This is a genomic window from Pseudonocardia sp. TMWB2A (assembly GCF_017312135.1).
In genome coordinates this window covers 3,054,367-3,066,778 of sequence record NZ_QKQY01000001.1, presented here as the reverse complement: position 1 = coordinate 3,066,778, position 12,412 = coordinate 3,054,367, and the positions used below count along the sequence as shown (strand labels likewise).

Here is a 12,412-nt window from a genome sequence, read left to right as displayed (position 1 = left end):
CGCCTGACAAAGCGGTGCCGCTGTCATTCAGACGGTCTTTAACCTCGTCCCACAGGCCGGCCTTGACCAGCGCCGCTTCGACCATGCCCCTCCAGCTCGCTCTTGCTATCGGTAAGGCCGTGGATGCGCGGGCCATAAGCGATATTTTCAAAGATGGTTTTGGGGAACGGGTTGGGCTTTTGGAACACCATGCCGACCCGCGCGCGCAATTGCACAACGTCCATGCCGCTTTTGTAAATATCTTCGCCATCCAGTTCGATCTGCCCTTCGACGCGACAGGACGGGATGGTGTCATTCATGCGGTTCAACGACCGCAGGAAGGTCGATTTACCACAGCCCGACGGACCAATGAAAGCGGTCACAAATTCGTTCGGGATGTCAATCGACACCTTATCGATGGCCTGTTTGGGGCCATAGAAGATCGACACGTCACGCGCCGTCATCTTGGGGGCATTGTTGGTCGGGAGAGGGGAAACAGAAGCCATAATGGACGCGCCTTACCAGCGTTGCTCAAATTTGTTGCGGAGATAGATTGCGAGGCCGTTCATGACGAGCAGGAACAGCAGCAACACGATGATGGCCGCCGAGGTGCGCTCGACAAAACCGCGGCTCACTTCATCGGACCAAAGGAAAATCTGCACCGGCAATACGCTCGACGGCGCGGTCAGACTATCGGGCGGCGTCGCGACAAAGGCGCGCATCCCGATCATCAGGAGCGGAGCGGTTTCACCCAGCGCGCGTGCCATGCCGATAATCGTGCCGGTCAAAATACCGGGCAGCGCAAGCGGCAGAACGTGCTGGAACACCACCTGCACCGGACTTGCGCCCATAGCCAGCGCCGCATCGCGGATCGACGGCGGCACCGCCTTGATGGCATTGCGGCCACTGATAACGATGACCGGCATGGTCATCAGCGCAAGCGTCATACCGCCAACGAGCGGCGCTGAACGCGGCAGTCCCATGAAGGTCAGGAATACTGCCAAACCCAACAGACCGAAGATAATCGACGGCACCGCCGCCAGATTGTTGATCGACACTTCAATCAAGTCGGTCCAGCGGTTCTTGGCCGCATATTCTTCCAGATAAACGGCCGCCAGCACCCCCACCGGAAAGGCGAGCAGCAAGGTGACGAGCATCGTCAGGATCGAGCCTTTAAGCGCGCCCCAAATGCCCACTTGCCCCGGATCTGTCGCGTCGGAGCGCGTCAGAAAACCGAGGTCGAAATTGGAGCTGAGCGCGCCTTTCTGTTCAAGCTGCCCGGCCAGAGCGCGCATTTCCTGCGTGCCTTCACCGCGCGTTGCAGCGGCCAGATCGTCGGACACCGACAGGTCAAAGCTGGTTTTTTCGTGAAGCAGCGACGGCTTGGCAATCACCCGCATCGCGCACTTCGGTCCAGGCCGATTGCGACAAATGCGCCCGCCTTCGGGGCCAACCGCCTGCATCGCGGAAATATTGACCGCTTCCTCAAGTCCGGCCGCTGCCAAGGCCTGTGCGGCATCGGGCGAGCGGATCTGGTCTTCCGAAATCGTGAGGCCCAAGGCTTTGAAGTCCATCGGCACAACCATTTCGCTGCGCTGGAAACCGCCAATGCCGTTCGAGGTCATGGTGACAAGCAGGAAGGCAAGGAACAAGGCCGACACAAGGATCGCGCCCAAGCCGAACAGCCGGAACCGGCGCTCTGCCGCATGGCGTTTGCGCCGCCGCGCCGTCATAGCAGGACCGGCCCAATCGGTGGGGATACGCGTATCGTTCACAGGAAGAGCAACCTCATTCATAAGCTTCGCGGAACCTTTTTACGACACGCAGCGCGATGATGTTCAGGATCAGCGTCACGATGAACAGCACCATGCCGAGCGCGAAGGCGGAGAGCGTTGCGGGATGGTCGAAACTCCCTCGCCCGTCAGCATCGCGACGATCTGGAATGTCACCGTGGTCATGCTGTCAAACGGATTGGCCGATAGATTGGCCGCAGCCCCTGCCGCCATCACGACAATCATGGTTTCGCCGATTGCGCGGCTTATGGCGAGCATCACGCCCGCAACAATGCCGGGGAGCGCGGCGGGAACCAACACTTTGCGGATGGTTTCCGATGTGGTCGCGCCCATTGCGAGCGAGCCGTCGCGCATGGCTTGCGGGACCGCCGCAATACTGTCATCGGCCATCGACGACACGAACGGGATAATCATGATGCCCATCACCAGACCCGCCGCCAAGGCGCTTTCGGTCGAAGGGTTGGACATCCCCATCATCACCGCAAAGTCGCGGATTTTGGGCGCGGACGGTAAGCGCGGCGAAATAGCCGTAAACCACGGTCGGAAATACCAGCGAGAATTTCGAGCAGCGGCTTCACCCATTTACCGCACTTGGGGGCGATGCATATTGGGTGAGATAAATGGCGCTCATCAGCCCCAGCGGGATAGCGACAATCATCGCGATAATCGCGCCGATGAAGATGGTGCCCCAAAAGAGCGGGAGCGCACCGAAATCCTTGCCTGCATCCGCCGTCGGCGCGGCCATCGGGTTGGGCGCCCAGTGGGTGCCGAACAGGAAATCTATCGGCGAAACCATCGTAAAGAAGCGACCGGTTTCAAACAGAAGCGAGGCGATGATGCCCACCGTCGTCAGGATCGCGACAAGCGATGCCAACAACAGTGTCATCATCACGACTTTTTCAACCTGCGTGCGCGCCTTGAAATCCGGACGCAGGCGCAAATAGCCGAACGCACCGCCCGCAAAGCCGATAATCAAGGTCACAACCGCGCCGATAATGCCGTAAAAGCGCATCGCTTCGCGGAAAGGCGCGGCAAGCTGGTTGGCGAGCGGATTAAACGCGCCCGCCCCGGTCATCGCGACGCTGCGCGCTTCGGCGAGGATGGCGTTGCGCTCCATATCCATTGCGGGCAGTTGCGCCGCTGCCGGATCGGCTAGCACCGCCTGGAACACCAAGGATTGCGACAGGTTCATCCACACAATCGCAAACACCGCCGCAGGGATGACCGCCCACAATGCCGCATACCAGCCATGATAGGCCGGAAGCGAGTGGACGGCCCCGCGTGCGCCTTTCCGGAACAACCGGGCACGCGAGCGCCCGGCGATCCAGGCCACCAGCCCCAGACCGGCAACCAGCAGGAAAAATATGGCAGGCGACACGCGTTTACCCCTCTAACCGGAATGACATCATCATCGGTTTTGCAGCTTATTTCAGAGCCGAGCCATCCATCGGTTTCATCGACGCAACAATCTCCGCATTGGCTTTGCGCACATCTTCCGGCGAAATCACCATGCCCTGTTTCTTGAGATAGCCGTCCGGTCCCCAAGCCTTGGCATATTCCGCAGCAAATTCCTTAAGGCCCTTGATCGCATTAAGGTGCGCCGCCTTCACATAAATGTAGAGCGGACGCGCGCCGGGATAGGTGAAGTCCGAAATCGTTTCATAGGTCGGCTGCACGCCGTCCATCGGAATCCCTTTGAGCTTGTCCGGATTTTCTTCGAGGAAGGAATAGCCGAAAATGCCGATGGCTTTGGGGTTGGCGACGATCTTCTGGACGATCAAATTGTCATTTTCACCCGATTCTACATAAGCGCCATCGGTGCGCACATCGGTGCAGATTGCTGCGTGCTTATCCTTGTCGCTTTCCTTTAGCGCCTTGGTTGCGGCGTCGGTGTCGCAGCCTTTGGTGAGGATGAGTTCCGCCAGAGCATCGCGCGTGCCGCTGGTTGCGGGCGGGCCATAAACGAGGATCGGAAGGTTCGGCAGCGCCGGGTTCACATCATTCCAATTTTTGGCGGTGTTGGGCTTGCCGAACGGATTGGCCGCAAGCGCCTTATACACATCAACCAGCGTCAGCTTCATCGACGGGCCGCTGCTTGCTTCGGCGAGTGCGATACCGTCCAGACCGACCTGAATTTCCACCACATCCTTGACGCCATTTTTGACGCAATCTTCAAATTCCGATTTTTTGATCTGGCGTGATGCGTTGACCACATCGGGATGGGCGACACCAACGCCTGCGCAGAAAAAGCTTCATACCCGCGCCCGTACCGGTCGATTCAATAATCGCCGATTTGATGGTCGGGTCGGTCTTGGTCAGCGCCTCAGCAACGGCTTTGGAAAAAGGAAATACGGTCGACGATCCCACAGCGCGGATCTGGTCACGCGATGCGCCAGCCCCGCCGCTACCGCCGCTGCCACAAGCAGCAAGCGAAACAGAGGCAACCAGTGCGGCAACGATAGTTTTGGAACGAATCATGAGAAGCTCCTGTTGGGCTTGTTTCCAGTAGTGACGCGCCATTGCCGCACTTGTGTGACACTTCCGTGACAAAGCTGTCATAAAGCTTCGTGAAGCGCAGGAAACCGCACAGAAACGCAAGTCCCCTCGTTCACCACACTGGTGATATCCAATGTGCCGCGATGGCGTTCGACAATATGTTTGACGATGGCGAGGCCGAGTCCCGTACCGCCTGCGGCCTGACTGCGGCCCGGATCGGTGCGATAGAAACGACGGGTGAGGTGCGGCAGATGGTCGGGCTCGATGCCCGCGCCCTTGTCCTGCACAATCAGCATGACCGAATCCCCCACCGGCTGCACCGAAACCGTGACCGCCTCGTCCGGCGCTCCATATTTGAGGCCATTATCGACAAGGTTTCGGATAAGCTGGTCAATCTGCGCATGGTCGCCAAGCACAAAGCTGTGCGGAGTTTCAATGTTGAAGCGGATGCGATGGTCGCCATGCACCGCCGCCACATCCTTGGCGATGGCTTGCGCGGTCGAGGACAGGTCGATTTTGTCGGCGGGCACCTGATGCTTTTCCGCTTCGATGCGCGACAGTGACATTAAATCTTCGACCAGCGAGCGCATCCGCTGGGCTTCGCGCAGCACCGTGTCAAGGAAGCGGTTGCGCTTCGCCACGTCCACCCGCCCGTCATCATCGCGCAGGGTTTCGACATAGCCGATAATCGAGGCAAGCGGCGTGCGCAGCTCATGGCTCGCATTGGCGACAAAATCGGTGTGCGCGCGCGAAATATCGGCCTCGCGCGAGCGGTCGGTAAGCTGGATCAGGCGGTAGCGCGCATCAATCGAGCGCACCCGCATTTCAAACAGGCTGCGCGAACTGGTCAGCCCTTGGATGAGCGTTGCCTGCACGCCATTGTCGCGCCCCTGAGGCTCGGCATTGAGCAAGGCGACCGCTGCCGGATGGCGCAGCGCCACGCGCACATCCTGCCCCACTACATGCGCGCCCAGTTCCAGACGCGCGGTTTCATTGGCGGAGACGATGCGGTTCGCGTCCACCAGCAATAAAGGCGCGTCCACTGGCTCCAGAAACGCGGCAGCAATGTCGGTCACATCATGCGTCGGGACATAGGCATCCTGTTCGGTTTCGCCCGACGTGCCGATAAGCCACAGGCTGCCGAACCACAGCAAAAGAATCGCGGCGACCAACCAAAGTTCTGCGCCCGCGACCGCCATGCCGACCGCCGATATTATCGCTATGAAAAAGGGGCCTTTTGGCATCCGTACATCCCTATTCGCCGCTAATACCAATATGTAACGGACATCCGGTTAGCTGTCACCGTAATGTGACAATCCCGTGACACAGGGAAAATAGTGGTGAAAGAGTGCGAAAACAGGGCGTTGACCTACGCCGTCCGGTGCCATTATTCAAAGGCGCAAAGTTTCGGTGCGCCCCGCATCGTCGGTAATTGTGACAGTTCCATGCCATGCGCGCCCGGCGGAAAAGGCATAGCGGCACAAGGTCGCCCCGATTCGGGCGGAAGGTCCGACACGGCCTGCATTGCGGACATTGGATGTGCCGGAAATGACCAGGTCGTAGCGGTAATTCCGCGAGAGCGGACGCGCGACGGTCAGGGTTAATTCGACCATAGAGCCGTGCTGTGTTTTATGCACCGCAAAGGGGCCGATTTCCTTGGCCTCCATGCTTTTTCCGGTCGTATCAGCAGCGGACATTTCGGGAGGGCTGCCTGTGGAATAATCCGCATTTCCGGTTGCCAAGGCGAGTATTAACCCCAAGGGAAATGAAGAGAGGGGCATCATCCTTTCCTTTCCGTCCGCGCACTTAATTGTCCCGCCCCGGCACAATGTCCGGCGGCAGATCGGGCGGCGTTGGCGCAGCGGGTGGTTCCTGCGCGGTAATCATCGCAACGCCATTGGGATATTGGTTCAAAAAGGCGGTGAGCGCGTCCGGCCCGATTTCGCGCGCGATAAGTTCGGGCGTCGGCTGTTGCCCGCGATTGCGGATGACGTGCCAAGCCCGCACCACATCGCCGAACAGGTTGGGCGCGACGGTATCGGGCGAGGTCAGCCCGGTTTCCTGATCCGGATCATCCGACACCGATGCAAGGTCGGGCGGGAGCTGCAAGGTGGTGGCCGCTTCCTTGGACGCGACGGGCCGATGCGGCACCGCTTCCACCTTGGTCGGGGGATGCCGCCCCGGCGGCTGGATTTGTTCGATCATAACGGCTTGGCGGTTGGAGGCGGGCGGCGCTATTTGCGCAACTTGCCCGCCCGGCGCTTGCGCCAGCGCAGCGGGCGATGCCGCCGCTATGACAAACAGCAATGCGCCGATGCGCGCGCACGCGCCACATTCAAATCCATTCCAAGCCGTCATAGCCTTCATCCGCCTCCGCCGCCCGGACCGGTTTGCGTAACGGTCGTGGACGCGCCGCCATTCTGGATGATGCCAAGGATCAAGCCAACCCCGTCTTGCGTCAGGTTGGCCGTGTTGGCATCGCCATTTTGGGTCAAATCCATCTGGTTATCGCCGCCATTTTGCGACAACGCCGCAACATTATCATTGCCATTTTGCGCAAGCGACAGGTAATTTTGCCCGACCGCTGCCTGCTGGGAAATCAGCGCGCGATTGCCTATGCCATTTTGCGATAGCAACGCGACGTTCGAGCCGCCCGCTTCGGCAAATTGGTCGGCGCTCACCATGTTAAAACCGCCCGCTACATCAACCTCGATCCGGTTGAGACCGGAACCGGCCTGCACGGCTTCAACGCTTTGTTCTTCGCCTTGCATCCGCACTGTTGCCTTATGCGCGCCGTCGCGCTGGACGATATTTGCGCGCATCGCATCGCCAATCTGTTCGACCAAAATGGTCGCGCCAGCCGCTTGCGACTGGTCGGTTGCGAGGGTTGATCCGTTGCCGATCTGGCTGATAGTCGCATTGGACGATTGCGCCGCCACCGGGGCCGCAAGCAAAAGCGGTGCGCTCACCAGCAAAGCCTGTATCAGGGATGGAATTCCGGGAGGCCGTTTCATGACAAAGCCCTTTTCGTAAAACGAGAAAATAAAAGAGGAAGGAGCGGATCTGCGGGGAGACAGGCCCGCTCCTTTCCAGCGATATTATTGTGCTACAGTTGCACCGTTAAAGTTGCCCGACTGCGCCACAACCGACAGGTTGTTGTTCGACAATTGGGTAACGAAGGCGGTGTTCACGAGACCGGTCTGATAGACGCCCGACGCATTGCCATTGCCCGATTGGGTAATATCGGCAAAATTGTCGAAGTTGGACTGGAGCAGTTCGGAATAGTTATTGTCGCCCGACTGGTTGACAAAAGCATCCTGGAACACACCGCTTTGCTCGGCATAGCTGTAGTTATTGTCACCCGACTGGCTGACATCCAGCTCCTGCTGATAGCCGCTCTGATAGGCTTCCGAGCCATTGCCATCGCCGCCCTGAAGGATCCAGGCGCGGTGGTCATAATCGGCCTGCATGATGATGCTGTCGTTCAACGCACCGGTTTGTTCGACATAGGCATCGTGCGAGCCGCTATCCATCTGTTCGATATAGCTGCTGTTCCAGAAGGTCGTGTCACCGCTTCCGGCAAGACCTTGCGAAACAACCGCACGGTTATCGTCCGACGACTGGATTATGGTCGACCATTGGCCGTCATCGCGCTGCGTCACGTCCGCATAGTTATCATCCCCCGTCTGTTCGACATAGGACAGGTTGGAAAAGATCGGGAAGGTTTCGCTGTCCTGATCGACATAGGCTTCGTTGCTGTTGCCCGACTGCAAAATGGTCGATTCATTGATCGGTGCGCTGCCCGCACCGTCATCGGCCTGTTTCACATTGGCGATATTGTCATCGCCAGACTGGTCAATGAGCGAATCCCCGCCCGTATTAGCCCCGGTCTGGTCGACTTGCGCCGCGTTGACATTACCCGACTGGTTGACCGTGCTCGTGCTGTTATTGGCAGCAGCAGGGGCTGCAATCGCTATGGCGGCGATGGACGCCAACAGACATTTTTTCATGACATTTCTCCTGTTATGTGCGGCAAAATCCGGCCGCATTTTTGCCCCGCATCCTGTGGTAGAAAGCATCCGGACGATGCGGAAAAATTTCCGGCGCTTTCAGGTTCAGTTCGTGACGAAAGGAGGAGCGGATGGACGGCAAAGCCACCCGCTCCGCCCGTTCTTATTGCGCTACGCTTGCGGTATTGCTGTTCCCGCTCTGCGTAATCGAGGACATATTGTTGTTGGACATCTGGGTGACGGTTGCGGAGTTATCCGCACCCGACTGGTAAACGCCCGAAAAGTTGTTGTTGCCCGACTGGGTGATGTCCGCCCAGTTGTTCCAGTTCGACTGGAACAGCTCGGAATAGTTATTGTCACCCGACTGGTTGATGATCGCATCCTGGAAATCGCCGCTCTGGTCGACATAGGATTCATTGTCATCGCCCGACTGGTTGACATCAACTTCCTGCTGGTAGCCGCTCTGGTACACGGTCGAGATGTTGCGGTTGCCCGATTGCAGCACCCATGCGCGATGGTCTTCGCCCGACTGGCTGATATAGCTGTCATTCAAGCGGCCCGACTGGTCCACATAAGCATCATGCGAACCCATATCGAGCTGTTCGATATAGCTGCTATTTTCGTAGGTCGTGTCACCGCTGCCGGCCACGCCCTGCGACACAACCGCACGGTTATTGTCCGACGGTTGCCAGATGGTGGACGTCTGCCCATCATCGCGCTGCGTCACATCCGCATAGTTGTTGTTACCCGACTGGTCGATCATCGAGCTGTTCATGGTGAAGAAGGGCGATTCACTGCCCTGATCCACATAGGCTTCATTATTGTCACCCGATTGCAGGATGGTGGAATCATTGACAGGCGCGCTGCCCCACACGCCCGCATCATCGACCTGTTTGACATTGGCGATATTATTGTCGCCCGACTGGTCGATGAGCGAATCCCCGCCCATTGTAGCACCGGTCTGGTCGACCTGCGCCGCATTGACATTGCCCGATTGGGTAACAGTGCTGTTGCTGTTATTGGCAGCAGCAGGGGCGGCGATGGCGATAGCTGCGATCGACGCTAACAGATATTTCTTCATGATATTCTCCTGTTTCATAACTTGAGGTGGAAAAGCCCACCGCTCTTCATCATCCGCATCTCGGTTATGAAAGGCCGGCCGATGCGTATTAATCCGGCGCCTTCTGCGACATATTGGACTCCCCGCGATCCCCTTCCGGCCGACGGTACGGAAGTGACCGGAAGGGGCGGCGGCTGATGGTCTAAAAAGACCCGTCAGCCAGCGGGGGTCTGTTGGCCGGTTGGCGCGGGAGGATTTTGAAACCGTCACAGGACGGCAAAAATTCCCCCGATACTGCCCGGCATATTGATGGTCAGGAGAGCGCAGTCATGGTGCGGAACGGTGCAGTGCGGCTTGGCCTTGTCCCTGCGTATCTGGCTTGATTGCCAAGGGCGGAACGCCATGCTATTTTGCCGCTTGCGGATATTTTATCCGTGCCGGTTATGATGTCACAATCCTGATCGGTCCGGCTCACCAACATTTTCTGATGCCAATCACGCGAATGTTGGTGAGCCCTCTTAATCCTTTCCCTTTTTCTATTGCCCTCACTGATTGGCGAGCGGCGTTGCGCCCGTGTTTTCAGGTTCGATCGGTTTGTCCTTACCCGCAGATTGCGCCGCAGGGCGCGCGCCATCGGACGAAGGCGGAACAGCCACCGGCGTTACCGGTGCCGAAGCTTTCCCCGGCGCGAGCGGCGGGACGAGCGGCGCGACCGGCTTCGGCTGGGAGGCTGCTGGCTGAACCAGTATCGGCTGGGGCTTGGCCACGACCGTCACTTGGGCAGGGCTGGATGCCACAGGTTTTTTCTCGACCGGTATATCAGCTTGCGGTGCGGGTTTCGTAACCGGACCGTTCAATACCACCGCCCGGGGTGTGGCAGCGGGGGCGGAGTGCGCAGGCGCTGCAATCGGTTGCAGCGCCGCAGCAATGGCCACAGGCGCCTGTGTCGGCGGCACCGGCAAGGGTGCAGCTTGCGCCCGCGCGACATTTTTCTGGCACGACGGGCTCCACGGAGCTGTTGGCATAACCACCTTCTCGCCTTTCACGCTGTCGCGTTCGGCAAGATAGGTGCGGATCATGCCTTGGGCATATTCATCGGTGGTATTGAAGCACCACAGATTTTGCACCGCGCCTTCCATGATGAGCGAATGGACCGCTTTTTCAATCGCGTGCTGGAGCGCCAATTCGTCCGGCTCATTATAGGCAAAGCCTGCTTCGGCTTCGAGCAGGTCCTTGAAGGCGACATAGCGGAACGCATCTGCGCCCGCCGAAACCGACGCAATCGTCTTGCGCACGCTCACATTGGCCAGCACCTCGCCGGTCTTGACGCTGACCGCGCGCAGGAACAGGGTGATAGTATCTTCGCGATATTGGGTATGCGCCCCAATCCCCAGAAAACGCGCGCCCACGCCGCCCGATTTGGTATTGCTGTCATAACCGATAATCCCGCCTTCCAGCAGGATGCCTGCAAACAGCAAGGGCGGGAGCGCGTTAGGGTTGACCTTTTTTTCGCCCAGATAATTGGCGCGCATTTCGCGGATCACCGCCCGTTCGCGCAGCACATTGTCGAGCCGTTCGCGCTCGATCACCTGAAACCAGCTCCGTTGCCCCGAATCCTGCAAAGCCTTGATGAGGATCGAGGTCGCCCCTTGCGTCACCGCGCGGGAAAGGGATTGCGTATTTTCGGAACTTTTGAACTGACCGGTCTGGTCGGTAAAGCCATAGACCGCTACCGGAACCCGCTGTCCCGGCGAAGGGAGCGAGGTTAATTGCTCCAGCGCGGGGGAAGGTTTCAACATCTTGGGCGGTTCCCATACCGCCTGATTATGGGCGGCGCATCCCGCCAAGCTCATCGACGCTGCTCCAAGCAATGCCGTCGCGCATTTCAACATCTGTGGACTATTCATGCCCCCAACTCCCTTTCAGCGCGACCGTGATTATCCGCCGGTGCTGGCTTGCAGCAGCGGAACGACGATTTCTGTAGTGGTGCCATCCGCCAGATTGGTGATGATGAGCGTCACGGAATCGAGGCTCCGGACAAATTCGATCATCTGATCGCCAAAACGGATGGTGCCGGATTCCTGAGCATTGGGGCCGAAGATCAGGTCCGTAATCTGGGTCGCAAGCGATGACAGCAGCCGACTTTGCAACGTGCGCAAAAATTGTTGCGCCGGGTCCTGGCTGTTGACCGCATTGGGATCTTTATATTTGTTGATGCTGTTCGCAATGCCCAAAAGATGGGCCGAATTAAACGGGTTACCACCAAAGGACGGATTGTTGGGCGTATAAACCATATCGGACGCCGCAACGGGCGCAGAGGTCATGACGCATAGCAGGGATAGCAAAATCGCAGGTCGCTTAAACATGTTGATGCCCTCATCAGCAAAGTAACGGGGCGACCCAAAGTTAATTTCTTATTTGCTAGGCTTGTAAAATACGCTTGGGCCTATCGCCTTGTCAACATTGTCGTGTTTACAACTATATAGGATATTGAATTTAATAGTTTATTTCGATAATTTGGGCTGCGTCACAAACATGTTTCGGTTGTAAAAACCGGACAGAAATTTACATTTGAGCACTGTTGAAAATGGCGAGTCGCCCGACGGGATAAGCGCATGATTTTGCACCAAGTAGATATCCTTACCCTTGAGCGGACTACCGTAGCCTATTCTCATACTCACCCAAAAAAATGCGTTCAGCGGCTATAGGCTCTGACCAGATTTTGCGTGCTTGGGGAGAGGCAGGCAGATCAATTGGAGTCTGATCATTTTCTGACCATCACACCACATCAGCACAAGGTCCGCGAGTGTCGGAAAAAGTAAAAGATCAAGGATTTTCGTAAAGGGGGAAATGGTGGGCGATGACAGGCTCGAACTGCCGACCCTCTCGGTGTAAACGAGATGCTCTACCAACTGAGCTAATCGCCCATTTCCGTGGAAGCCGCGCAATAGCTAGCATTTTGAAGGGTTGTCAATAGGCTTTTCACCTAAACGAAAAGAACCAATGAGAAACGTTCGTAACTGAGAGTCCCGCAGAATTCCCGAACTTTGTTCACGGAAGGTTCTTACCCCGGC

14 protein-coding genes and 1 tRNA gene are annotated in these 12,412 nt (G+C 57.8%); all 15 read right to left on the bottom strand.

Annotated elements, in window-relative coordinates; all coding sequences use genetic code 11:
- Positions 1-38 precede the first annotated feature (38 nt).
- Complete coding sequence (locus DMP17_RS14315) at positions 39-485, bottom strand: phosphate ABC transporter ATP-binding protein (RefSeq protein WP_337829742.1); 447 nt, start codon at positions 483-485, stop codon at positions 39-41.
- Between the two features lie 12 nt (positions 486-497).
- Complete coding sequence (gene pstA, locus DMP17_RS14310; protein ID WP_337829741.1) at positions 498-1,775, bottom strand: phosphate ABC transporter permease PstA; 1,278 nt, start codon at positions 1,773-1,775, stop codon at positions 498-500.
- Positions 1,776-1,829: 54 nt separating this feature from the next.
- Positions 1,830-2,354 carry a PstC family ABC transporter permease gene (locus DMP17_RS14305; protein ID WP_337829740.1) on the bottom strand — a complete coding sequence of 175 codons (525 nt, stop codon included), beginning with the start codon at positions 2,352-2,354 and terminating at the stop codon, positions 1,830-1,832.
- Positions 2,347-3,150, bottom strand: a complete 804-nt coding sequence (locus DMP17_RS14300) for a phosphate ABC transporter permease family protein (RefSeq protein WP_337829739.1) — start codon at positions 3,148-3,150, stop codon at positions 2,347-2,349. Before DMP17_RS14300 ends, DMP17_RS14305 begins: the two co-directional genes overlap by 8 nt.
- A 46-nt stretch (positions 3,151-3,196) precedes the next feature.
- Positions 3,197-3,985, bottom strand: coding sequence for a substrate-binding domain-containing protein (locus DMP17_RS14295; protein ID WP_337829738.1), 789 nt, complete (start codon positions 3,983-3,985; stop codon positions 3,197-3,199).
- Entirely contained in the window at positions 3,945-4,250 is a 306-nt protein-coding gene (locus DMP17_RS14290; RefSeq protein WP_337829737.1) for a substrate-binding domain-containing protein, read from the bottom strand. The genes DMP17_RS14295 and DMP17_RS14290 overlap by 41 nt, the downstream gene beginning before the upstream one ends.
- Before the next feature lie 77 nt (positions 4,251-4,327).
- A complete protein-coding gene (locus DMP17_RS14285) occupies positions 4,328-5,512 on the bottom strand; it encodes a sensor histidine kinase (RefSeq protein WP_337827048.1) in 1,185 nt (394 codons plus the stop codon).
- A 147-nt stretch (positions 5,513-5,659) separates the two neighbouring features.
- Positions 5,660-6,049 carry a hypothetical protein gene (locus DMP17_RS14280; RefSeq protein ID WP_337827047.1) on the bottom strand — a complete coding sequence of 130 codons (390 nt, stop codon included), beginning with the start codon at positions 6,047-6,049 and terminating at the stop codon, positions 5,660-5,662.
- Positions 6,050-6,074: 25 nt separating this feature from the next.
- Positions 6,075-6,626, bottom strand: a complete 552-nt coding sequence (locus tag DMP17_RS14275; RefSeq protein ID WP_337827046.1) for a hypothetical protein — start codon at positions 6,624-6,626, stop codon at positions 6,075-6,077.
- Between the two features lie 5 nt (positions 6,627-6,631).
- Positions 6,632-7,237 carry a hypothetical protein gene (locus DMP17_RS14270; RefSeq protein WP_337827045.1) on the bottom strand — a complete coding sequence of 202 codons (606 nt, stop codon included), beginning with the start codon at positions 7,235-7,237 and terminating at the stop codon, positions 6,632-6,634.
- Positions 7,238-7,366: 129 nt separating this feature from the next.
- On the bottom strand, positions 7,367-8,278 hold the full coding sequence (locus tag DMP17_RS14265; RefSeq protein WP_337827044.1) for a hypothetical protein: 912 nt from the start codon (positions 8,276-8,278) through the stop codon (positions 7,367-7,369).
- A 163-nt stretch (positions 8,279-8,441) separates the two neighbouring features.
- Entirely contained in the window at positions 8,442-9,359 is a 918-nt protein-coding gene (locus DMP17_RS14260) for a hypothetical protein (protein WP_337827043.1), read from the bottom strand.
- Between the two features lie 524 nt (positions 9,360-9,883).
- On the bottom strand, positions 9,884-11,245 hold the full coding sequence (locus DMP17_RS14255) for a CsgG/HfaB family protein (RefSeq protein ID WP_337829736.1): 1,362 nt from the start codon (positions 11,243-11,245) through the stop codon (positions 9,884-9,886).
- A 30-nt stretch (positions 11,246-11,275) separates the two neighbouring features.
- Entirely contained in the window at positions 11,276-11,704 is a 429-nt protein-coding gene (locus DMP17_RS14250) for a curli assembly protein CsgF (RefSeq protein ID WP_337829735.1), read from the bottom strand.
- Positions 11,705-12,189: 485 nt separating this feature from the next.
- Positions 12,190-12,265: transfer RNA gene (locus DMP17_RS14245), tRNA-Val, on the bottom strand.
- Positions 12,266-12,412: the final 147 nt, after the last annotated feature.